Annotated in this window: 14 protein-coding genes; 8 read left to right on the top strand and 6 right to left on the bottom strand. The window is 72.6% G+C overall.

Features of this window, described 5'->3' with window-relative positions:
* Positions 1-30: 30 nt before the first annotated feature.
* From ACIOFR_RS12235 to pyk, 7 genes are all read left to right on the top strand, one after another.
* Positions 31-1,986: an alpha-1,4-glucan--maltose-1-phosphate maltosyltransferase gene (locus ACIOFR_RS12235; RefSeq protein WP_400995833.1), complete on the top strand. Its 1,956-nt coding sequence runs from the start codon at positions 31-33 to the stop codon at positions 1,984-1,986.
* Positions 1,983-3,686, top strand: a complete 1,704-nt coding sequence (gene treS / locus ACIOFR_RS12240) for a maltose alpha-D-glucosyltransferase (protein WP_400995398.1) — start codon at positions 1,983-1,985, stop codon at positions 3,684-3,686. Before ACIOFR_RS12235 ends, treS begins: the two co-directional genes overlap by 4 nt.
* A 255-nt stretch (positions 3,687-3,941) precedes the next feature.
* Positions 3,942-5,432: a maltokinase gene (locus tag ACIOFR_RS12245; protein WP_400995400.1), complete on the top strand. Its 1,491-nt coding sequence runs from the start codon at positions 3,942-3,944 to the stop codon at positions 5,430-5,432.
* A gap of 35 nt (positions 5,433-5,467) precedes the next feature.
* Positions 5,468-7,972, top strand: coding sequence for a 1,4-alpha-glucan branching protein GlgB (glgB, locus tag ACIOFR_RS12250; RefSeq protein ID WP_400995402.1), 2,505 nt, complete (start codon positions 5,468-5,470; stop codon positions 7,970-7,972).
* A 253-nt stretch (positions 7,973-8,225) separates the two neighbouring features.
* Positions 8,226-10,361: a phosphate acetyltransferase gene (gene pta / locus ACIOFR_RS12255; RefSeq protein WP_400995404.1), complete on the top strand. Its 2,136-nt coding sequence runs from the start codon at positions 8,226-8,228 to the stop codon at positions 10,359-10,361.
* Positions 10,358-11,569, top strand: a complete 1,212-nt coding sequence (locus ACIOFR_RS12260) for an acetate kinase (RefSeq protein ID WP_400995406.1) — start codon at positions 10,358-10,360, stop codon at positions 11,567-11,569. The genes pta and ACIOFR_RS12260 overlap by 4 nt, the downstream gene beginning before the upstream one ends.
* Positions 11,570-11,671: 102 nt before the next feature.
* A complete protein-coding gene (gene pyk / locus ACIOFR_RS12265) occupies positions 11,672-13,102 on the top strand; it encodes a pyruvate kinase (protein ID WP_033821714.1) in 1,431 nt (476 codons plus the stop codon).
* A 74-nt stretch (positions 13,103-13,176) separates the two neighbouring features.
* Here pyk and ACIOFR_RS12270 read toward each other — a convergent pair whose 3' ends face one another.
* The 6 genes from ACIOFR_RS12270 to trxA form a co-directional block, all read right to left on the bottom strand.
* Complete coding sequence (locus ACIOFR_RS12270) at positions 13,177-13,692, bottom strand: hypothetical protein (protein ID WP_400995408.1); 516 nt, start codon at positions 13,690-13,692, stop codon at positions 13,177-13,179.
* Positions 13,693-13,711: 19 nt separating this feature from the next.
* On the bottom strand, positions 13,712-18,337 hold the full coding sequence (locus tag ACIOFR_RS12275; protein ID WP_400995410.1) for a LamG domain-containing protein: 4,626 nt from the start codon (positions 18,335-18,337) through the stop codon (positions 13,712-13,714).
* 322 nt (positions 18,338-18,659) lie between these two features.
* A complete protein-coding gene (locus ACIOFR_RS12280; protein ID WP_400995412.1) occupies positions 18,660-19,937 on the bottom strand; it encodes a hypothetical protein in 1,278 nt (425 codons plus the stop codon).
* Entirely contained in the window at positions 19,934-20,491 is a 558-nt protein-coding gene (locus ACIOFR_RS12285) for a DUF6114 domain-containing protein (RefSeq protein WP_400995414.1), read from the bottom strand. The genes ACIOFR_RS12280 and ACIOFR_RS12285 overlap by 4 nt, the downstream gene beginning before the upstream one ends.
* A gap of 130 nt (positions 20,492-20,621) precedes the next feature.
* Positions 20,622-21,284, bottom strand: coding sequence for a DUF6230 family protein (locus ACIOFR_RS12290; protein WP_400995416.1), 663 nt, complete (start codon positions 21,282-21,284; stop codon positions 20,622-20,624).
* A gap of 582 nt (positions 21,285-21,866) precedes the next feature.
* Positions 21,867-22,868, bottom strand: coding sequence for a thioredoxin (gene trxA / locus ACIOFR_RS12295; RefSeq protein ID WP_400995419.1), 1,002 nt, complete (start codon positions 22,866-22,868; stop codon positions 21,867-21,869).
* Between the two features lie 364 nt (positions 22,869-23,232).
* Between trxA and ACIOFR_RS12300 the strand changes: the two genes are divergently transcribed.
* Positions 23,233-23,928, top strand: a complete 696-nt coding sequence (locus ACIOFR_RS12300) for a TetR/AcrR family transcriptional regulator (RefSeq protein WP_400995421.1) — start codon at positions 23,233-23,235, stop codon at positions 23,926-23,928.
* Positions 23,929-24,009: the final 81 nt, after the last annotated feature.

Here is a 24,009-nt window from a genome sequence, read left to right on the forward strand (position 1 = left end):
ACCGCCCGCACGACGACAGAGAGCGACACCGTGATCGGCCGCATCCCCGTCCTGGACGTCACCCCCCTAGTGGACGCCGGGCGCCGCCCGGCCAAGGCCGTGGTCGGGGAGTCCTTCCTGGTCAGCGCCACCGTGTTCCGCGAGGGCCACGACGCCGTCAACGCCAACGTGGTGCTGCGCGACCCGCGCGGCCGCAGCGGCCCGTGGACCCCGATGCAGGAGCTGGCCGAGGGCACCGACCGCTGGGGCGCGCGGGTCACCCCGACCGCCGCCGGCCGCTGGTCGTACCTGGTGGAGGCGTGGAGCGACCCGGTGGCCACCTGGCGCAAGCACGCCGCGGTGAAGCTCCCGGCCGGCATCGACACCGCGCTCGTCCTGGAGGAGGGCGCTCAGCTGCTGGAGCGCGCCGCCGCCGGGGTGCCGAAGAAGGACGGCCGGGCCCACGTCCTGGCCGCCGTGGACGCGCTGCGCGACACCGGCCTGCCCACCCTCAGCCGCTACGCCGCCGCGCTGGCACCGGAGGTGACGACCCTGCTGGCCCGCTTCCCGCTGCGCGAGCTGGTCAGCGCCTCCCGCCCGCTGCCGCTCCAGGTGGACCGGCAACGCGCGCTGTACGGCGGCTGGTACGAGTTCTTCCCGCGCTCCGAAGGCGCGCTGGTCGACCCGTCGGGCGACGCGCCGCCGGTCTCCGGGACGCTGCGGACGGCCGCCGAACGGCTCCCCGCGGTCGCCGCGATGGGCTTCGACGTGGTCTACCTGCCGCCCGTCCACCCGATCGGCCGAGCCTTCCGCAAGGGCCCGGACAACAGCCTGACGGCCGGCCGGCACGACGTCGGATCGCCCTGGGCGATCGGCTCCCCCGAGGGCGGCCACGACGCGGTCCACCCCGACCTGGGCACCATCGAGGACTTCGACCACTTCGTCGCCGAGGCCGGTGCGGTGGGGCTGGAGGTCGCCCTCGACTTCGCCCTCCAGTGCTCCCCCGACCACCCGTGGGTCAACAAGCACCCGGAGTGGTTCACCCACCGCACCGACGGCACCATCGCCTACGCCGAGAACCCGCCGAAGAAGTACCAGGACATCTACCCGATCAACTTCGACCAGGACTTCGACGGGATCGTCAAGGAGACCCTGCGCATCCTGCGGTTCTGGATGGCCCACGGGGTGCGGATCTTCCGGGTCGACAACCCGCACACCAAGCCGGTCAGCTTCTGGGAGAAGGTGCTGGCCGACATCGCCAGGACCGACCCCGACGTGGTCTTCCTGGCCGAGGCCTTCACCCGCCCGGCGATGATGCACACCCTCGGGAAGATCGGTTTCCACCAGTCCTACACGTACTTCACCTGGCGCGACACCAAGCAGGACATCACCGAGTACCTGACCGAGCTGAGCGGCGAGACCGCCGCCTACATGCGGCCGAACTTCTTCGCCAACACCCCGGACATCCTGCCCGAGTACCTCCAGCAGGGCGGGCCGGCCTCCTTCGCGGTCCGCGCCGTCCTGGCCGCCACCCTGGCCCCCAGCTACGGCGTCTACGCCGGATTCGAGCACTACGAGAACGAGCCCGCCCACCCCGGCTCGGAGGAGTACCTGCACTCGGAGAAGTACGAGCTGCGCCCCCGCGACTGGACCCGCCAGGACAGCCTGGCGCCGCTGCTCACCGCGCTGAACCGGCTGCGCCGCCGGCACCCCGCACTGCAGCAGCTGCGCAACCTGCGCTTCCACCCGACCGACAACGACCAGGTGATCGCCTACTCCAAGTCCGCGGCCACCGAGGACGGCATCGAGGACCACGTGATCGTGGTGGTCAACCTGGACCCGAGGCACGCCCAGGAGGCGACCGTCACCCTCGACGGCGACCACCCGCTCACCGTGCACGACGAGCTCACGGGCGCGACCTACACCTGGGCGCGGCACAACTACGTCCGGCTCGACCCGTCCGCCGGGCCGGCCCACCTCCTCACCGTTCGGAGGCATCCTCAGTGACAGTCAACGAGCCCGTCCCCGACACCTTCGCCGAGACGCCGCGCAAGGACCGGGATCCCGACTGGTTCAAACGCGCGGTCTTCTACGAGGTCCTGGTGCGGTCCTTCCAGGACAGCAACGGCGACGGCGTCGGGGACCTCAAGGGCCTCACCGAGAAGCTCGACTACCTGCAGTGGCTCGGCGTGGACTGCCTCTGGCTGCCGCCGTTCTTCGCCTCCCCGCTGCGGGACGGCGGGTACGACGTGGCGGACTACAAGTCGGTGCTGCCCGAGTTCGGCGACCTGGCCGACTTCGTCGAGTTCGTGGACGCCGCCCACCTGCGCGGGATGCGGGTGATCATCGACTTCGTGGTCAACCACACCAGCGACCAGCACCCGTGGTTCCAGGCGTCCCGCAACGACCCGGACGGCCCGTACGGCGACTTCTACATGTGGGCCGACGACGACAAGCAGTACCCGGACGCGCGGATCATCTTCGTCGACACCGAGACCTCCAACTGGACCTACGACCCGGTCCGCAAGCAGTACTTCTGGCACCGGTTCTTCTCCCACCAGCCGGACCTGAACTACGACAACCCGCGGGTCGAGGAGGAGGTGATCGCGGCCCTGCGGTTCTGGCTGGACCTGGGGATCGACGGCTTCCGGCTGGACGCGGTGCCCTACCTGTACGCCCGCGAGGGCACCAACTGCGAGAACCTCCCGGAGACCCACGAGTTCCTGCGCCGGCTGCGCAAGGAGATCGACGCGGACTACCCGGACACCGTGCTGCTGGCCGAGGCCAACCAGTGGCCGGAGGACGTGGTCGACTACTTCGGCGACTTCGCCTCCGGCGGCGACGAGTGCCACATGGCCTTCCACTTCCCGGTGATGCCGCGGATCTTCATGGCCGTGCGCCGGGAGTCCCGCTACCCGGTCTCCGAGATCCTCGCCAAGACCCCGGACATCCCGTCCGGCTGCCAGTGGGGCATCTTCCTGCGCAACCACGACGAGCTGACCCTGGAGATGGTCACCGACGAGGAGCGCGACTACATGTACGCGGAGTACGCGAAGGACCCGCGGATGCGGGCCAACGTGGGCATCCGCAGGCGGCTCGCCCCGCTGCTGGAGAACGACCGGAACCAGATCGAGCTGTTCACCGCCCTGCTGCTCTCGCTGCCCGGCTCCCCGGTGCTGTACTACGGCGACGAGATCGGGATGGGCGACAACATCTGGCTCGGCGACCGGGACGGCGTCCGGACGCCGATGCAGTGGACGCCGGACCGCAACGCGGGTTTCTCCTCCGCCGACCCGGGCAGGCTCAGTCTGCCGCCCATCATGGACCCGGTGTACGGCTATCAGGTGACCAACGTCGAGGCACAGCAGAGCAGTTCGAGCTCGCTGCTGCACTGGACGCGTCGCATGATCGAGATCCGCAAGCTCAACCCTGCGTTCGGCCTCGGCAGCTACACCGAGCTGCCGTCCAGCAACCCCGCGGTGCTGGCCTTCGTGCGCGAGTACGAGGGCGACCTGGTCATGTGCGTGAACAACTTCTCGCGGTTCGCACAGCCGACCGAACTGGACCTGCGGCGGTACGGGGGACGGTACCCGGTCGAGCTGATCGGCGGCGTGCGCTTCCCGTCCATCGGCGAGTGGCCCTACCTGCTCACCCTGGCCGGACACGGCTTCTACTGGTTCCAGCTGCGCAAGCCCGGCGCGAAGTAGCACCGCGGCCGTCGAAGTAACGATCCATCAGGCCCCACAGCACCGAACCCTCCGGGGGCGCGAGAGCTCCACCCCGCGCCCCCGGAGGCCTCTGCACCACCGCGTACGGAGAACAGCCCAACGGCCACCCACACTATGGCGTGACACCCGAGCCCCGCTCGCGTGCCGTCGCCGCCGCGCCGCCGAAATCCGGAAGACTGACGGACCCGGCCAGGACCCGTCGGGCAGCCCGCCCGCTTCCGGGGAAAGGGAGTCATGTCCGAAACCTCCCGTTCTCAAGCCCAAGTGCACCGCGACACGCCCGACGGCGCCCCCGGGTCCGTCAGTACGCGCGGATCCGGGGCCCGGAGAACTGCCGCGGGGGTCAGCGAGCTGGTCCACGCCGCGCTGCCGCTGATCGCCGACTGGCTCCCCACCCAGCGCTGGTTCGCCGGCAAGGGGCGGGCCATCACCGGGCTCACCCCCGTGGTCGGCACCCCCCTCCAGGTCGGCGACCCCGCACTGCTGCACCTGCTGCTGCGGGTGGAGCAGGGCACCGGGCCGGCCGCCCAGGGCGACATCTACCAGCTCCTGCTGGGAATCCGCTCGAACGACCCCGGAGGGATCCCGCCCGGCGCCGTCCTCGGCCGGCTGGACGGCACCACCTACGACGGCGCCCAGCTCTACGACGCCGTGCACGACCCGGAGCTCACCGGGCGGCTGCTGGAGCACCTGGCCACCGGCGACCGGTTCGGCCCGCTCTCCTTCCGCCGCACCCCCGGCCCCGGCCTGCCGAGCAACCTGCCCGGCCGGGCCTCCACCGCCGAACAGTCCAACAGCTCGGTCATCTACGGCACCTCCTTCATCCTCAAGCTCTTCCGCCGCATCAGCCCGGGCACCAACCCCGACCTGGAACTCTCGCTCGCCCTCTCCCGGGCCGGCTCCACCCGGATCCCCCGGGTCGCCGCGTGGTTCGAGAGCCGCCTGGAGCGATCGGAACCGGCCACTCTCGGCCTCCTCCAGCGCTACCTGCCGGACGCCGAGGACGGCTGGGAGCTCGCCCTGGACCAGGTCGCCCGGCTCAAGGGCGACCCCGCCCCCGGCAACTTCGCCATCGAGGCGCACCGGCTCGGCCGGGCCACCGCCGAGGTGCACCGGGTGCTGGCCCGGTCGATGCCGACCGACCGGCTCGACCGGGAGCGGATCGCCCGGCTGGCCGGCGCGATGGCCGACCGGCTGGACAGCGCGGTCGCCGCCGTCCCCGGGCTGCTGCGCTACCGCTCGGCGCTGCGCGGCGCGTTCCAGCAGCTCACCGCCGACCACCTGGACGGCCTGCCGATCCAGCGGATCCACGGCGACCTGCACCTCGGACAGGCCATGCGCACCCCGCACGGCTGGGTGCTGCTGGACTTCGAGGGCGAGCCCGCCAAGCCGCTGGCCGAACGGCGGCTGCCGCAACCCGCCCTGCGGGACGTCGCGGCGATGCTCCGCTCGTTCGACTACGCGGCCGCCCACCTGCTGGCCGGCGCCCCCGGCACCGACCCCGAGCTCGCCCACCTCGCCGCCGCCTGGGCCGCCCGCAACCGGGCCGCGTACTGCGCCGGGTACACCGCGGGCGGCGGCGCCGACCCCGCGGCCGCCCCGGAGCTGATGCGCGCCCTGGAGATCGACAAGGCGGTCTACGAGGTGGTGTACGAGGCCCGCCACCGGCCCAGCTGGCTGCCCATCCCGCTGGCCGCCATCAACCGCCTGGCCCTCACCGTCTGACCCCCGCCCCACCACCGCCGCAGGAGGATTCCGTCGTGACACCGCTCGGCCCGAAGTCCGACCGCACCAACCCCGCCGTGCCCGCCACCTTCCTGCCGGAGCGAGGCACCCCGGCCCGGACGGGCCGGACGCGGGAGGCCGCGGCGCCTCGGCGGGCCGAGCCGTCCGACGGCCTGCCCGCGGACGGGACGCCCGTCGAGGAACCGCAGCTCGCCGATGTCTCTGAGGAGGCGCCTCCTGCCACGGTCACCCCGGCAGCCCCGGTGGCCCCGGCACCGGTGGCCCCTCGCGGCACCCGGGCCGCCAGGGCCGCCGCGCAGGTCCCGCAGCCGCGCCCGGACGCGGTGCTCCGGCTGCCGGAGGCCCCGCTGCCGCCGGCCGAGGTCGACCGGCTGGTGTCCGGCGGCCACCACGACCCGCACGCCCTGCTGGGTGCCCACCCCACCCAGGGCGGCACCGCGATCCGGGTGCTGCGGCCGTTCGCCGAGCGGGTGCTGATCGAGACCGAGCACGGACCCGCCGAACTGACGCACCAGCAGTCCGGCCTGTTCACCGGGCTGCTGACGGGCACGGACTTCCCGGCGTACCGGCTGCGGGTCGGCTACCCGGGCGCCGAACCGCTGCTCCAGGAGGACGGCTACCGGGCCGCCCCCACGCTGGGCGAGCTGGACCTGCACCTGATCGCCGAGGGCCGGCACGAGCAGCTCTGGCAGGCGCTCGGCTCGCACGTGCGCGAGGTGGACGGGGTGCGCGGCACGGCGTTCGCGGTCTGGGCGCCGAACGCGGTCGGCGTCCGGCTGATCGGCGACTTCAACCACTGGGACGGCACCGGCCACCCGATGCGTTCGCTCGGCTCGTCCGGGATCTGGGAGCTGTTCGTCCCCGGCCTCGGCGACGGCACCACGTACAAGTACCAGATCCGCACCCGGCAGGGCTGGGTGCTGGAGAAGGCCGACCCGCTGGCCCGCGCCACCCAGTGCCCGCCCGCCACCGCCTCCGTGGTGCACACCTCCGCGTACGAGTGGGGCGACGCCGAGTGGCTGGCCCGGCGGGCGAGGAGCGTCCACCACCGGGCGCCGATGTCGGTGTACGAGCTGCACCTGGCCTCCTGGCGGCCCGACCTGACGAGCTACCGGGCGATCGCCGAGGAGCTGCCCGGCTACCTGGAGGAACTCGGCTTCACCCACGTCGAGTTCATGCCGGTGATGGAGCACCCGTTCGGCGGCTCCTGGGGCTACCAGGTCTCCGGCTTCTACGCGCCGACCGCCCGGCTCGGCACCCCCGACGACTTCCGGTACCTGGTCGACACCCTGCACCGGCACGGCATCGGCGTGATCGTCGACTGGGTGCCCGCGCACTTCCCCAAGGACGACTTCGCCCTCGCCCGCTTCGACGGCGAGCCGCTCTACGAGCCCGCCGACCCGCTGCGCGCCGAGCACCCCGACTGGGGCACCCTGGAGTTCGACTACGGCCGCACCGAGGTCCGCAACTTCCTGGTCGCCAACGCGGTCTACTGGTGCGAGGAGTTCCACATCGACGGCCTGCGGGTGGACGCGGTCGCCTCGATGCTCTACCTCGACTACTCCCGCGAGGGCGGCGCCTGGACCCCCAACCAGTACGGCGGCCGGGAGAACCTGGACGCCGCCGCCTTCCTTCAGGAGATGAACGCCACCGTCTACCGGCGCTGCCCGGGCGTGATCACCATCGCCGAGGAGTCCACCGCCTGGGACGGCGTCACCCGCCCCACCGACTCCGGCGGCCTCGGCTTCGGCCTGAAGTGGAACATGGGCTGGATGCACGACTCGCTGGTCTACATGTCCAAGGAGCCGGTGCACCGCAAGTACCACCACAACGAGATCACCTTCTCGATGGTGTACGCCTACTCGGAGAACTACGTCCTGCCGATCTCGCACGACGAGGTCGTCCACGGCAAGCAGGCGCTGGTCGCCAAGATGCCCGGCGACTGGTGGCAGCAGCGCGCCAACCACCGCGCCTACCTCGGCTTCATGTGGGCCCACCCCGGCAAGCAACTCCTCTTCATGGGACAGGAGTTCGCCCAGGGCGCGGAGTGGGACCACGAGCACGGCCCGCAGTGGTGGGTGCTCGCCGACGACTGGCCGGCCGGCGCCGACCACCGGGGCGTCCAGCAGCTGGTCGGCGAACTCAACCGGGTCTACCGGGCCAGCCCCGCGCTGTGGGAGCGGGACAACACCCCGGACGGCTTCCGCTGGCTGGACGGCGGCGCGGCCGAGGACAACCTGCTCTCCTTCGTCCGGTACGCCGCCGACGGCACCCCGCTGGTCGCGGTCTGCAACTTCGCCCCCGTGGTGCGGCACGGCCACCGGATCGGCCTGCCCCGCCTGGAGCGCAAGGACCAGCTCTGGGAGGAGGCGCTGAACACCGACGCACCCCGGTTCGGCGGCGGCGGTGTCTCCAACTCCCGCCCGATCAAGGCCGAACCGACCTCCTGGAACGGGCAGCCCCGCAGCGCCGAGCTGATCATCCCGCCGCTCGCCACCGTCTGGCTGCGCCCGGCCTGAGCCGGACCGGCACCGCACCGGCCCCGCTCCCCGAAGGCACCGCACCACGCGGCACCGCACCGACCCCGGCCCGGCAGGGCCGGGGTCGGTGCGGTTCCCCGGGCGAGCCGAGCCGGCCGGCCCGGCCCGGCCGTCAAGGGCTTCGACCCCTGGTTTCCTGTGGCGACATCCACCTGTGCCCTTCCGTACGGACGGCGAATGTATGGTCGGAGCGAGGGATGCCCCACAACCGCGAGGGAACGGAGAGAGCCACGTGGCGCGCAGCGTGTACGTGACCGGGATCGATCGGGGGGACGGCCGGCAGGCCGTCGAACTCGGGGTCATGGAACTGCTCACCCGCCAGGTGGACCGGGTCGGCGTGTTCCGCCCGCTGGTGCACGCCCAGGCCCCCGGCGAGCACGGCACCGACCACGTGGTGGAACTGCTCAGGAACCGGTACCGGCTGGACCTGCCGGCCGAGCAGCTCTACGGGCTGACCTACGAGGACGCCGCCGCACTGCAGGCCGCCCAGGGCCAGGACGAGCTGGTCTCCACCCTGGTCGACCGGTTCCGCGCGCTGGAGCGCCGGTGCCAGGCGGTGCTGGTGCTCGGCACCGACTTCGCCGGCACCAACATCCCGGACGAGCTGGCGTTCAACGCCCGGCTGGCGAACGAGTTCGGCGCCTGGGTGCTGCCGGTGGTGGGCGGGCAGGGCGAGGACCCGCAGACCGTGATCGCCGAGGTCCGCAACGCCCACCGGGCCTACGCCGACCTCGGCTGCTCCACCCTCGCGATGATCGCCAACCGGGTGGCGCCCGGCGCCAAGCAGCAGGTCGAACGGACCCTCGCGCAGAAGCTGCCGGTCCCCGCGTACGTGATCCCGGAGGAACTGGCGCTCGCCGCACCGACCGTGGCGCAACTGGTCGAGGCGACCGGCGCGGAGGTCCTGCTGGGCGACGCGGCCGGGCTGGCCCGGGACGTGCGCTCGTTCGTCTTCGGCGGCGCGATGCTGCCGACCTTCCTGACCGCGCTCACCGAGGGCGCCCTGGTGGTCACCCCCGGGGACCGCGCCGACCTGGTGATCGGCTCGCTGGCCGCGCACGCCGCCGGCGCCCCGCCGATCGCCGGGGTGCTGCTGACCCTCGGCCAGCACCCCGGACCGAACGTGATGGCACTCGCCGCCAGGCTCGCCCCCGGCACGCCCGTCGCCGTGGTGCCGGAGGGCAGCTGGATCACCGCGGCCGCGCTCACCCACCTGGAGGGGCAGATCGGCCCGAACAGCCCACGGAAGACCGAGATCGCCCTCGGCCTGTTCGAACTCCACGTCGACACCGCCGAGTTGACCAAGCGGATCGAACTGGGCCGCTCCGAGCGGGTGACCCCGATGATGTTCGAGCACGAGCTGCTGGAACGGGCCCGTGCCGTGCGCCGGCACATCGTGCTGCCGGAGGGCACCGAGGACCGGATGCTGCGCGCCGCCGAGGTGCTGCTGCGCCGCAACATCTGCGACCTCACGCTGCTGGGCGACCCGGACACCGTGCACCGCCGGGCCGCCGCCCTCGGCATCGAGCTCCCGCAGCCGGGCGACACCGCCGACCGCGCCCAGGTCCGGATCGTCGACCCGGCGACCAGCCCGCTGCGCCGGCAGTTCGCCGAGCTCTACGCGAAGCTGCGGGCCCACAAGGGCATGACCGTCGAACTGGCCCTGGACGTGGTCACCGACGTCTCGTACTTCGGCACCCTGATGGTCCAGGAGGGGATCGCCGACGGCATGGTCTCCGGTTCGGTGCACTCCACCGCCGCGACCATCCGTCCCGCCTTCGAGGTGATCAAGACCGCGCCGGGCGCCGCGATCGTCTCCTCGGTGTTCTTCATGTGCCTGGCCGACCGGGTGCTGGTCTACGGCGACTGCGCGGTCAATCCGGACCCGGACGCCCGCCAGCTGGCCGACATCGCCATCCAGTCCGCCGAGACCGCCGCCCAGTTCGGCGTGGAGCCGCGGGTGGCGATGCTCTCGTACTCGACCGGCACCTCCGGGTCGGGCGCGGACGTGGACAAGGTCCGGCGGGCCACCGAGCTCGTCCGGGAGCTGCGGCCGGACCTGCCGGTGGACGGTCCGATCCAGTACGACGCGGCGGTGGACGCCCACGTCGCCGCCACCAAGATGCCGGGCTCGCCGGTGGCCGGGCGGGCCACCGTACTGATCTTCCCGGACCTGAACACCGGCAACAACACCTACAAGGCCGTCCAGCGCTCGGCCGGCGCGGTCGCGGTCGGCCCGGTGCTGCAGGGCCTGCGCAAGCCGGTCAACGACCTGTCCCGGGGGGCGCTGGTGGAGGACATCGTCCACACCGTCGCGATCACCGCCGTCCAGGCCCAGACCGCCGGCGCGGAAGGAGCAGCGCAGTGAGTGCAGGCACCCGGGTCCTGGTCCTGAACGCGGGGTCCTCCTCGCTGAAGTACCAGCTGATCGACATGCTGGACGGCAGCCGACCGGCCGCCGGCCTGGTCGAGCGGATCGGCGAGAGCGGCAGCCGGCTGGTGCACACCCCGCGCGCCGGCGCGCCGCGGGAGACCGGGCAGGGGTTCGCGGACCACGCCGCGGCGCTGGAGGCGGTCGCCGCGGAGCTGGCCGCGGACGGGCTCGGGCTGGACTCGCCCGAGCTCGCCGCGATCGGCCACCGGGTGGTGCACGGCGGCCGGCGGTTCACCGCGCCGACCCTGATCACCGACGAGGTGCTGGCCGAGGTCCGGCGGCTGGTCCCGGTCGCGCCGCTGCACAACCCGGCGAACATCACCGGCATCGAGGTGGCCCGCCGGCTGCGGCCCGACCTGCCGCAGGTGGCCGTGTTCGACACCGCCTTCCACGCCACCCTCCCGGAGTACGCGGCGCGCTACGCGATCGACCGGTCCGTCGCGGACGAGCACCGGGTCCGCCGGTACGGCTTCCACGGGACCTCGCACCAGTACGTGTCCCGGGCCGCCGCCGCGCTGCTCGACAAGGAGCCGGCCGAGGTCAACGTGATCGTCCTGCACCTGGGCAACGGGGCGTCCGCCTCGGCGGTGGCCGGCGGGGTCTGCGTGGAGACCTCGATGGGGCTCACCCCCCTGGAGGGGCTGGTGATGGGCACCCGATCGGGCGACGTCGATCCGGGCGCGGTGTTCCACCTCCACCGGGTCGGCGGACTGACTATCGATGAGATCGACACGCTCCTGAACCGCCGCAGCGGCCTGCTCGGGCTGTGCGGGGACAACGACATGCGCGAGATCCTGCGCCGCCGTGACGAGGGCGACGCGGACGCCGCGCTGGCCTTCGACGCCTACGTCCACCGGCTGCGCAAGTACCTGGGCGCCTACTACGCGGTGCTCGGCCGGGTGGACGCGGTGGTGTTCACCGCCGGGGTGGGGGAGAACGCGGCGCCCGTCCGGGAGGCCGCCTGTGCCGGCCTGGAGGAGCTGGGGATCGTGGTCGACGCCGACCTGAACTCGGTCCGATCGGGTGAACCGCGGATCGTCTCGCCCGCCTTCGCGCGGGTGGCGGTGGCCGTCGTGCCGACCGACGAGGAGCTGGAGATCGCGCAGCAGGCCTTCGCGCTGGTGCACACTTCTGGGGACTGAGCTGACTACCACTCAGTATCCCACCCCTCGGGATGGTTCGTTGGCGATCCCTCAGCTTTCGAGCGGAATGCACCGATAACACGAACGGATAGACTGACCGATATGCGCCGAGCGAAAATTGTCTGCACCCTGGGTCCTGCCACGGACTCCTACGAACAGCTGAAGGCCATCGTCGAGGCGGGCATGAACGTCGCCCGACTGAACATGAGCCACGGCACCCACCCCGAGCACGAGGAGCGGTACCGCAAGGTCCGCCAGGTGGCCGAGGACACCGGCCGCACCATCGGTGTGCTGGCCGACCTGCAGGGCCCGAAGATCCGCCTGGCGACCTTCGCCAACGGTCCGGTGACCGTCGACAACGGCGACACCTTCACCATCACCACCGAGGACGTGCCCGGGGACCAGCACATCTGCGGCACCACCTACAAGGGCCTGCCCGGCGACGTGAAGCCCGGCGACCCGATCCTGATCAATGACGGCGTCATCGCCCTGGAGGTCGTCAGCGTCGACGGCCCGCGGGTGAAGACCGTGGTGGTCGAGGGCGGCGTGCTCTCGAACAACAAGGGCATCAACCTGCCCGGCGCGGCCGTGAACGTGCCCGCGCTCTCCGAGAAGGACAAGGACGACCTCCGGTTCGCCCTGCGCCTGGGCGTCGACATGGTCGCGCTCTCGTTCGTCCGCAACGCCGGCGACATCGACGACGTGCACAAGGTGATGGACGAGGTCGGCATCCGCGTCCCGGTCATCGCCAAGATCGAGAAGCCGCAGGCCGTCGAGGCGATGGAGGAGATCGTCCTCGCGTTCGACGCCGTCATGGTCGCCCGCGGCGACCTCGCGGTGGAGTACCCGCTGGAGCGGGTGCCGCTGGTGCAGAAGGAGCTCATCACCCTCTGCCGCCGCAACGCCAAGCCGGTCATCGTCGCCACCCAGATGATGGAGTCGATGATCCACGCCTCGCGGCCCACCCGCGCCGAGGTCTCCGACGTCGCCAACGCCATCCTGGACGGCGCCGACGCGGTCATGCTGTCCGCCGAGTCGAGCGTCGGCAAGTTCCCGGTCGAGACGGTCAAGACCATGAGCCGGATCGCCGAGACCGCCGAGCAGCAGCTCGTCTCCCAGGGCCTGCAGCCGCTCAACCCGGGCCGCAAGCCGCGCACCCAGTCCGGCTCGGTCGCCCGCGCCGCCTGCGAGCTCGGCGACTTCCTCAACGGCAAGGCGCTGATCGCCTTCACCAAGTCCGGCGACACCGCCCGCCGGCTGTCCCGCTACCGCTCGCCGATCCCGGTGATCGCCTTCACCCCGGACTCCGCCACCCGCAACCAGCTGTCGCTCAGCTGGGGCGTCGAGGCGTACGTGACGGAGCAGGTGGCCACCACCGACGAGATGGTCGAGCAGGTCGACCGCGAGCTGCTGCGCCTGGACCGGCTGGCCGAGGGTGACACCGTCATCGTCACCGCCGGCTCGCCCCCCGGCATCCCCGGCACCACCAACATGGTCCAGGTCCACCACCTGGGCACCCGCGTCAAGAACTGACGCCCGCGGCAGCGCCGAGGGGCGGTCCCTTCCCGGCTGGGAAGGGACCGCCCCTCGGCGCTTTCGGCGGTCGGCTACCGCGTCCAGGAGGCCACGTCGAGGTCCACGCCGGCCTCCCGCTCGCGGGCGAGCCACCGGTCGAAGGCGCCCACGCCCTCCAGTCGGATCCCGAAGTGCCAGCCCGGATCGGCGAACACCGGCCAGGCGTCCTCGAACTCGAACTCCGCACAGCGCACGACCCCCGCGGCGGCGTCCGAGCCCGGGTCGGTCACCCACCGGATCCGGGTGATCCGGAAGCCCCGGTGGGCGTCGGCCAGGAACGGCTCCCCGAAGGAGGCGAGCGAGAACTCCTCGTCCTCGTCCAGGAGCGCCTCCGGAACCTCCACGTCGTCCACCCGGCGGACGGCCAGCTGGCTGCGGCCGGCGACCGAGTCCAGCCGGAGGAACCCCTCCGACAGCGCCACGTAGACCGCCGCCGAGAGCGGGACGAACTGCGGGTGGCGACCGTCCCGGTCGATGAATCCGGGGACCTGGACGTCCCACGCGGACTCCGGCACGAGGGCCTGGGCCAGTTCTTCCATCGAGGTCATGACCGCTTCCCTCCCCGCCTCATCCGGCCGCGCCGAGCATCTGGATCGCCAGGTCCCGACCCGTCCCGGACTGCAGCAGCGTCCAGAACTCGCCGCCCTCGGTGAGGATCAGCGTCAGGCCCTCGCCACGGAAGACACGGCCCGGTCCGGAGTCCCGGTTGAGGGTTCCCAGCCCCTCGTCCTTGAACCTACCGGACTTGATCATCTCCTGCAGGTCGCCGAGGAACTCCGCGCCCTCGTCCGTCTTCCACTTCGGGTACTTCTTGCCGAGCACCTTCTCCATCAGCGCACGGTGGTCGAGGTAGTGCGCCTTGAAGTTCTTGCCGGCGGTGATCGCCAGCCGGAGGCACTCCTCGGGGTTCCCGGACGCTCGGGCGACACTCTTCGCGGCCGCGGCCTTGGCCGATGCCGCGAAGGCGGCCGCGTCACCGCCGGTCGCGGCGGCGCCGGTCGCGGCGGCGCCGCCCTTCGGCTGAACGGCGAACGCACCCGCACCGCCCGCGGCCGGGCCGAGCAGCCCGCCCGGACCGCGCTCCACCGGTGCAGCGAAGGCCGCCCGTGCGGACGCGGTTCCCGGCAGCGTCGGGCAGCCCGGCGGCTTCGGCGCCTTACGGGCCCGCTCGACGACCGCCCGGAGCCGGTCCAGGATGCGCTTGCCGGCCTCGGCCTCCTCGAAGAACTTCGCGAGCCCACCGGCGATCCTGACGATCGCCTTGGAGACGGCGGGCAGCTTGCCGACCACCAGCAGCAGGCTGCCGACGTTGACCACGGTCCACAGGCACGCCTCGACGTCGCCGCTGCCGAAGCACTTCCTGGCGTCGGTGATCCCCAGGACGTCCAGCAGGATCTGGCCGCCGTTGGCCTTCACCCAGTCGATGACGTCCTTGTCCGCGTCGGCCCGCGCCTTGCGGTACTCGTCGACGCAGCTCTGCCCGCACTCGGCGAAGAGGACCTGTTCGTCGTCGGCGCTCAGCGCGGCGCCGGAGCCACCACCGACACCGGTGGTGCCACTCGCCATGGCTGCCTCGCGAGCCGCCTGCTGCTCGCGGCGCTCCTCCTCCTCGGCCGCGGCGGCGGACTGGTCCGCCTCCGCCGCCGCGTTGCGGGCGTTGGCCGCCGAGGCCTCGGCCGCGGTGGCGTTGCGCTCCGCCGTGGCAGCGGTGCCGCGGGCGGCGGAGGCGCTGTTCTCGGCCCCGGTCGCAGCGCGGTGGGCGCTCGCGGCGTCCTTCTCCGCGTCCGTGGCCGAGGCCCGGGCCGCGGAGGCGTCGGCAGCGGCGTCCCGCGCGGAGAGTGCCGTCTGCAGGGCGTCGAGATGGGCCTGCCGGTCGTACTCGGCCGTGCGGACGTCCGATTCCTGAGCCGTCCTGGCGTCCTTGGCCGCGGCGGCGGCCGACACCTGGGCCTTCTGCAGCGACACCGCGGCCCTGGCGGCATCGGCCGCCGCGGCCGCGCTCGCCTGGGCCGCCGCCTTGGCGTCGGCCCCGGCCCTGGCGGCGGCGTCGGCCGCGTCCCGGGCCGCCCGGGTGGCCTCCTCCGCGCGGGCCGTGGCGACGTCGGCCTGCTGCTGCGCCAGCGTCTTGCCGCTCTGGCCGACCAGGACGGCGAGTGCGGCCGAGGCGTCGGTCTCCCGGAAGGGGGTACCGAGGGCGATCGCGGTGTTGCCGGCGACGGCCGCGGCCGCACTGGTGTCGCGGGCCGCCGTCGCGGCGAGCGAAGCCGCGTAGGCCTGCCCGGCCGTCCGGGCACTGTCCGCCGTCGCCAGGTCGGCCTCGGCTCGGGCGCCACGGGCGGCGACCAGGGCCTTGGCGGAGGCGGCCCCCGCCTTCTGCACCTGTGCGTCCGCGTTCCTCACGTTCTGCGCGGCCTGCGCGGAGGCTTCGACGGCGTCCGCGGCGGCGGCGTGCGCCGTCGCCGCGGCGGCACCGGTCGTGGCCGCGTCCGCCTGCGCCGCCCAGGAGGCCGAGTTGGCCCGCTCCGAGGCACCGTCGGCCTCGGTCGCCGCGGTCCTCGCGGAGACCGCCGCCGCACCGGCCTGGTCGGCCGCCGACCGCGCGCCGACGGCGGCGTCGGTGGCCCTGACGGCCGAAGCACGGGCCTCGGTGGCCGCCTCGCGGGCGGCGGTCGCGTCGGCCGTTCCGTCGGCGGCCGCGGCGGCCGCCTCCAAGGCCTTCGCGCGGGAGAGCGCCGCGTTCCGGTTCGCCTCGGCGGTCGCCGCCGCGTCGCGCGCCTCGTTGGCCCGTCCTTCGGCCTCCTCGGCGGCCAGCGCCCGGGAGAGAGCCGTCTGCCCCTGGCCCCTCGCCGCCTGCAACGCGCTGTCGGCGGCGGCCTGCTGGGTCTTCGCGACGGACTCGGCCTGAGCAGCCCTGGCCCGTTCGGCGTCGGCCTTCTGCCGGGCCGCGGCCGCGTTGGCCCGCTCGGTCTCGGCGACGCCGCGCTGGGCCTTGGCGTCGGCGGCGGCGGACTGGGCCGTCTGCTCCGCCTGCTGGGCCTGCTCGCGGTCGGCCTTGGCCCTGGCCGCGGCCTTCGCCGCCAGGTCTGCCTGCACCGCGGCGGCATCGGCGGCCGCCTTGGCCTGGGCGGCGGCCTCCTGGGCCGCGACGCGCTGGAACTCGGCCGCCGTGGCGTGCGTCTGGGTGTCGGCCAGGGCGTAGAGCGCCTGGCTGTCCGCCTGCGTGCCCGAGACCGTGTTCAGCGTGGTCTCGATCGCCTTGGAGGCCGACTGGGCGGCGGCGGCCGAAGCCTTGGCCACCTGGACCGACTGCTGGGCGTAGGCGAGCCCGCGGCCGTACGGCGTGCCGTTGGCGGCCGCGATCCTCGCGGCGTCGGCTTGCGCGGCCGCGGCCTTGTCCGCCTGGCTCTTCGCCGAGGCGGCCGCCTTCTGCGCCACCGTGAGCTGCGCGGAGACGGCAGCCCTGGCGGTGGCCATCTCGGTCGTCGCCTGGGCGAACTTCTGCGGCGTCGGGTAGCCCGACTCGGTCGTCGGCTTGCCCTGCCAGTACTTCTGGAAGGCCAGCATCCGGCTGACGATGAATCCCTGCCCCTGGGCCTCGACCATGGCGGTGGTCGCGGTGCGCAGGTCCTGGTAGGCCTGGGAGTCGGCAGCGAGGATGTCACCGCGCTGCCTGCCCTGGGCGGCCTGTTCGGCCTGCCACTCGGCACTGGCCGTGGCCACGACCTCATCGAGCTTGTGGCCCGGGTCCAGCGGGTCGCCGGCGTCACATCCCGCCCACTGGGCCTTGAGGTCCTCGACCTCGACCCGGAACTCCAGCGAGTCCTTCACCGGGCTCACCATGGGCAGACCGCCCTGACGGATGAAGCGGGCGATCTGGTAGGACGACATCCGCCGCAGCGCGTCCTCGTTGGCGTAGAGGCCGTAGGCGCTGTACTGGACGTTCCCCTCGGCCGCCTGGCGTTCCCTGCTGATCGCGATCGCGCGGTCGAGCGCGGCCTGGGACGGCTTCGGGGCCTCCCCGGGGCCGACGGAGCCCGTGCCGAGGAACGCCCAGATGGGCGCGCCGTAGCCCGGCTTGTTCAGGAAGGAGATGTAGTCCGGGCCGAAGACCGCGAACTGCTTGGTCACCGCCGTCCAGGCCTCTTCCCTGGCGAGCTCGGTGTCCTGGAGCGCCCGCTGGTCCCGCTCGTCGTCGAGCATCGCGACGACGGCCGGCCCGTAGCCCCAGGCGCTGGCCGCCGCGTACCGGGTGTCGGCAACCGTTCCGCCCAGGGCCTGGGACATCAGGGCCCTGAGCTTCGGGCCGCCCGCGTGGAAGTACGACCCGGCGGTGCAGCGGTCCGCCCGCACCACCCGGTCGGCGATCGCCACGTCGGAGGCCTCGATGTCCGGCAGGGCCCGCTGCCAGACCCGGACGTCGGCCAGCCGGCCCGGGAAGTAGTCGCCCGCCTGGCCGGCCCACTTGCCGCGGCCGACCTCGATCTGGCCGGCGGCGTGCCAGGTCGCGGTGTGCGCGGTGCTGGCGACCCGGGTGCCGTTGACGTAGAGCCTGATCTGGCCCGCGGCCGAGTCGTACACGCCGGTCAGGTGGGTCCACTGGTCCTGGACGAGCGGGACGCCACCGTTCGCGGTGTCCCAGCCGGTCTGCTCGGAGTCCCCCCGCGGCATGCCGAACAGCGGCTTCCCGTCAGGGTTCAGCTTCAGGTAGAACCCGGAGACCCGGTCACCGGGTTCGGTGACCACCGAGAACGACTGGCCGGCCGGCTTGTTCAGCTGCACCCAGGCCGACACCGAGAACGACTGCTCGGTGGGCACCGTGACCGGAACGGACATGTACTGGTTGGTGCCGTTGAGCCTGAGGCTGCGCACCGTGTGCCCGGGGATGCCCCAGATCGACTCGTTGTCGGTCCCGGGGCCGACGAACGCACCGTTCTGGTGGGTGCCCCGCGGACCGCCCTCGATCGTGTTCGGCGAGTAGCCGGGCTCGCTCCACGCGAAGTCGTAGTGCGCCACCTCTCCGTTGACCGCGTAACCGGGCGCGGGCGCCGGGTCCGCGGCCGGGGTGGCCGCCAGTGCCGGGGTCTGCGCCCCGGACATCACCAGCGACGCGGCCGTCGCCAGCGCCGTGGCCGTGAACGCCTTGGCGAGGGCGCGTCGCGCCCTCGCCAGACGAAGGGGATGTCTCGTTCGCATTCGCTCGCCGCCTCCTGAAGGATCTGGTCAGACCCGGAGGGGCACGACGGCGGTGAGCACCGACGGTGCGTCACATGCCGTGCAAACACTCACCTTTGTGCCTCGACGGCAAACGGCTCGTGAAACCCGCCCCCCACGGGCGAGCAAATCTTCACACGTGGACGAACGGCTCGACACCCCCGTTCGGCGGGTGACCACCCCGCCGAACGACGGGGACGCCAAGCCCAAAAGGCCTGACGTGAAACGGAGTTGACATACCGTCGGACATGCTTCCAGCCCGCCCGGCTCGGAGGCCGGACGGGCTGGGCTAAACGAGGGGCCGTCAGTTCTCGTACGGCGTCTCGTCGTTGTAGAGCTTCATCCCGGGGATCTTCAGCGTGCCGCCGAACTGCCCCGCCTGCACGGCGGTGGCGTTGTTCAGGGTGATGTCGAGCGGGATCGGGACGCCGCTGAGCAGGTCCCAGAGCCACTTGGGCAGGGTGTCCGGGGTGAGGGTGATCTCGCCCAGGTCGATCGGGATCGGCAGGCCGTAGATCTCCGCGAGGTGGCCGGACAGGCGCTCGACGTACATGGTGATCGGGCCGTTGCGCATGGTCGAGGTGGAGTTCGGCGCGCTCTTCACGTGGAAGGTCAGGCCGGGGATCTCGATGGTCGACATGTCGAGGTTGCCGATGTCCACGCTGGCGGTGGTGAACTTCAGGACGCGCTTGGTGCCGGTCGGGGTCTTCACGTCGTAGACGCCGTTGAAGACCGAGCCGTGCAGGGCGAGCCGGGAGGACTTGAGGGTCCAGTTCTGCTCCGGCACCACGTGGCCCGGGCCGGCCGCCTTGGCGGCCACGTCACGGGTGTCCAGCACGCAGTTCGGGCCGGCCGAGGCGGAGGCGGACGGGGTCGGCGACGGGGTCGCCGCCTTGCCCTTGGCCACCGGGGCCTTGCTGCCGGCGGCCGCGGAGGCGGACGGTGCGGCGGCGGTCGGCGCGGACGGCGCGGGTGCCGGCGAGGCGGCCCCCGACGGCGCGGCCGGCGACGACGGGCCGGTCGGCGCGGTCGAGGTCTCGGTCCTGGGCGCGGGCGGCACCGGGCTGGCGGTGGGCGTGGCGCTCTTGGCCGCGTTCGGGTGGAATATCCCGTCCACGATGTCGTCGATCAGCCCGGCCTGCTGCACCCCGGACGTCTGCGCCCCGGAGGTCTGCACGCTGTGGCCGCCGGTGGAGGTGGTGTAGACCGCCGGGTCGGTCCGCGCGGCGGCGGACTGCTGGGCAGGCACCTTCGCCGCGGCCTGGGTGGCGGGCTGCGTGGTGGCCTTCGTGGTGGACTTCGTGGTGGCGGACTTCCCCGCCGGGTCCGTACCCGGGGTGATCTTGATTTCGCTCTGCGGGACCGGGGTCTCCTCGATCACCGTGTCGGGGGCGCTCGCGCAAGCCTTGTCGGTCTTGGAGTCCGCCATCGCCAGGGTGGGCGCGTAGGCGCCGACCAGCAGGACGGTCGGCACGGCGGCGATCGCCAGTGCGCGACCGCGCAGCCGGCTGCCGACACCGCTGCGGGGAGCGGCGTGGCGCGGACCGGGCACCCGGCCCGTCGAGTCGTCTCGCTCGGTCACCGCGGCTCCTCCGGGTCGACGGCGGCCGGGGCGGCGGCGTGGGCCGGCGGCTGCGCCTCGGAGGCGGCCGGCACCTCGTGCGCGACCGGCTCCTCGTGGGCGGTCCGCTCGGCCGCCGGCACCTCGCCCGCGGCGTCCTCCGCCGGGGGCTTGAGCGGCGTCCAGGCGACCAGCAGGCCACCGGCGATCAGACCCGGCGTCACACCGAGGCCGAAGCCGCCGAGGTTGGACACCGGGATGGAGATCAGCGACAGGATGGTGGTGGCCACGCCGCAGAAGACCCGCACCAGCGGCTGGAACCAGGCCGTCAGACCCAGCGCGATCATCAGCAGGCCGATGATCAGCGAGCCGGCGCCGGCGGTGGTCGCCATCGAGACCGTCAGCCCGCCGAGGCTCAGGTGCGCGTAGGGGAAGTAGAGGATCGGGACGCCGGCGAACATGGCCAGCAGGCCGCCCCAGAACGGCCGGGTACGGCGCCAGGCGCGGAAGTTCATCCGCGCGCGCACGTGAGCCGGCGCTTCCTCGGGCCAGGATTCGGCGGTTGCGCTGGACATGGTGCAACTCCTCGATGGTGTCTACGAGGGGGGAAAGCCAAGGAATTCGGCCGGGGGCAACGGAGATCCGCCGCCCCCGGCCAGGAGTCCGCGAGGACGGTGCGCCGGTGGGCGCCCCGTCAGCTCACGATCAGTAGCACTCGACGCCCGCGCCGGAGCCCCGGTTGATGTTGAGCTTCAGGCCGCTCAGCTTGAACGTGCCGGCCGAGGTCGCCCAGGCGGTCTGCTCCACGTTGGTCAGGTGGGCGGACTTGGCGGCCTGGGCGAAGCCCCTGGTGCCGGTCGGCGTGGTGTTGCCGAGGGCGCGGTACTTCTCGATCACGCCGCCCTTGGGGGCGTCCAGGGTCGACGCGTCCTGACCGATGTTGATGTCGGTGAAGGTGGCGTCGGCGTTCAGCTGGTCGAGGTCGATCAGCAGGTTGGCGGCCTCGACCGGCTTGCCGGCCTCGTTGCCCGCCTTGAGGACCAGGGTCCAGTTGCCCAGCGGGCCGAGGTCGGTGACCACGGACTGGCACAGGCCGGTGATGGTCGCGGTGTCGAAGGCCGACACGGCGATCGGGTGGACCTTGTTGCCGTTCTTGTCCGGGGTGCCCTGGTCGACCGAGCCGAACTGGGAGAAGCCCTGACCGTTCAGGTCCGCGGCGGTGACCTTGAAGCTCTGGCCCGACACGCTGAACGAGGCAGCCAGTGCGCTGTTGGCGAGGCTGACACCGATGGCGGCGGTCGCGGCGATGCTGGGGACCATCACGACGGCGAAGCGACGCCAGCGCGTCTTGCCGAAAGTCTGGGACATGCAGTCCTCCTTCTAGGACGTACATCTCCGGCCGGGTTCCGGTGCGACCCGCACTGGCCCGGCCCGGGATGGCAGAGAGCTACGTCCTCGGTAGCGGAGAGCGCCAGACCGTCGTGGGACCGACGGTCGCGGCGATCACCCCCGAGCGACAACCGACGGCCGCACGGGGTGCGCGACCGACATGAGGCCAGGAGCCGCGGTGTGGGATCTGCGGCTACCCCCCTGTCCTCCAGACACCGGCCTGGGCCGGCGGCTGCCCGGTGGGGATCCCTCGGTGAGGGACCGGGCGTGGCCGATCGTGCTTGAATCCCGGGCGAAGCACAAGAGGTGCGTTACTGACGGGTAATCCAACAACAGGTGCCGATGATCATGGAATCGAAGGCAAAGTTACCCAGAGTGACATTCTGAAGAATTTGTGGCGCCGCAATGCCCACGAAACAGGAACGAAACACCCCTCCTTGGTCACCTGTGGTGAACAAGGAGGGGCTCTGTCAAGATTTGATAAAGCTCTGGGTTTTTGGTGCGATTGTCGCCAAATCAACGACGACACCGCAGGTCATCCGGCGTGCCACCGAACCGGCGTCAGAAGAGCACGCGGGCCAGCGCCGTGCGGGCGGAGACCACCCGCGGATCGTCCGCGCCGATCACCTCGAAGAGCTCCAGCAGGCGCAGCCGGACGGTGTCCCGGTCGTCGCCGAAGGTCCTGGCCACCGTCGCGACCAGCCGGCCGAAGGCGTCCTCGACGTGACCGCCGACCAGGTCCAGGTCGGCCGCCTCCAGCTGCGCCCCGACGTCCTTCGGGTCCGACGCCGCGGCAGCCCGTACGGCTTGCAGGTCCAGGCCCTCCACCCGGCGCAGCAGCTGCGCCTGGGCCAGGCCGAGCTTGGCCTCGATGTGGCCGGGACGGTCGGCGAGCACGTTCTGGTAGGCCTGGATGGCGCCCCCCAGGTCACCGCGGTCCAGCGCGTCGTGCGCGGCCTCCAGGGCCGGGTCGGCTGGCACCCGCGCGGCCTGCGCGGCGCCCTCGCCCGCCTCGGCGGCGGCGGCCGGGTCGACCGGTGCGCCGACGATCCCGAAGCGCTGCTCGGCGACGGCGATCAGCTGGTCGAGGATCTTGCGGACGTTGGCCTCGTTCTCCGCGCCCTGGAAGAGCGGGACGAGCTGGCCGGCCACCACCGCCATGACGGCGGGGATGCCCTGGATGCCGAACTGCTGGGCGATCAGCTGGTTGGCGTCCACGTCGATCTTGGCGAGCACGATCCGGCCGGAGTACTCCTCGGCCAGCCGCTCCAGGATCGGGCTGAGCTGCTTGCACGGGCCGCACCACTCGGCCCAGAAGTCGATCACCACGGGCACTTCGGCCGACCGCTGGACGACCTCGGTCTCGAAGGTCTCCTCGGTGACGTCGATGACCAGCGGCTGGGCCGGCGGCGCGGCCGGGTCGCCCCCGGCGGCGGTCTGACGGGCCCGCTCGGCCCGGGCCTGCTCGGCCTTCTGAGCGGCCTCACCGGCGGCCTTGACGGCGGCGAGGTCGACCGCACCGCGCAGGGCGGAGCTGTTGAGACGCGAATTCCGTGACTGCATGACACCATCCTCCCCCGTCGACGCGGCTGACGGGCGCCAACCGCCCGGAAAGGTCGTGCCGAGCCTTCCCCGCCCTGTCGCCCACCATGCGGCGGGCCCTGCTCCCCGGTAGCCGTGCGTCCGGCGCGGATCCCCATCCGCACCCGCGCCCGCCCGATCCCATGGGCCGGGGCGCGTGGTTGTCGCTCTTTCGCTACGAGTCGTAGCGTATCTGCACCACGGGCCCGTCCCGCAAGCCCCCCTCGCCCTCCACGGACGTGAGCTGCCCCACTTTCGGGGCGCACCCCCCTGCAAGTCCGACCGAACGGTCGCTACGGTGGCATTCCCCGACAAGTTACTTATCGGTAGAACGCAAGGAGGCTCGGTGGCCCCCACCACCCGGCAGCCCGCCGGACCCGACCGGGCCGCGGACGAAGCGCCCTGCGGCGCGCCCGGCCGCGGCAAGGGACGGCCCCGCAGCGCCACCGCCGACCGCGCCATCCTGGACGCCACCAGGGCCGCCCTCGCCGAGATCGGCTGGGGCGGGCTGACCATGGGACACGTCGCGACCCGGGCCGGCGTCGCCAAGACCACCCTCTACCGGCGCTGGCCGTCCAAGAACGAGCTCGTGGTGGACGCCGTGGCCAGCCTGTTCGACGACCTGGAGATGGCCGACCTGGGCAGCCTGCGGGCCGACATCGAGGCCGTGGTGGCGCAGTTCGCCGACCTGCTGGCCCGACCGGAGACCCAGGCCGCGCTGCTCGCGCTGTTCGCCGAGGGCAGCCGGGACCCGCTGCTGCGGCAGCGGATCCGCGAACGCATCGTCGACCCGCAGAAGCACCTGGTGCGACTGGGACGGGCCCACGCCCAGGCCCGCGGCGAACTCGACCCGGACCGGGACGAGGACACCGCCTGCGAGGAGATCGACATCATCTTCGACACCATCGCCGGGACCGTGGAGCACCGGATGCTGGTCAGCGGCGAGCCGATCACCGCCACCTGGATCAACCGCTTCACCACCCTGCTGCTCAGCCCCCTGCCGGGCCTGACCGCAGCGCTCTCCGAGACCCCGCGGACCTGACGGGCCGAAACGCGCGGCCGGGCGCCGGACGCGCCGAGGGGGCGCCGGGGGTGACCCCCGGCGCCCCCTCGGGCCTCCCGG

Source organism: Kitasatospora sp. NPDC088346 (assembly GCF_044740765.1).
In the GTDB taxonomy this organism is placed as follows: Bacteria; Actinomycetota; Actinomycetes; order Streptomycetales; family Streptomycetaceae; genus Kitasatospora.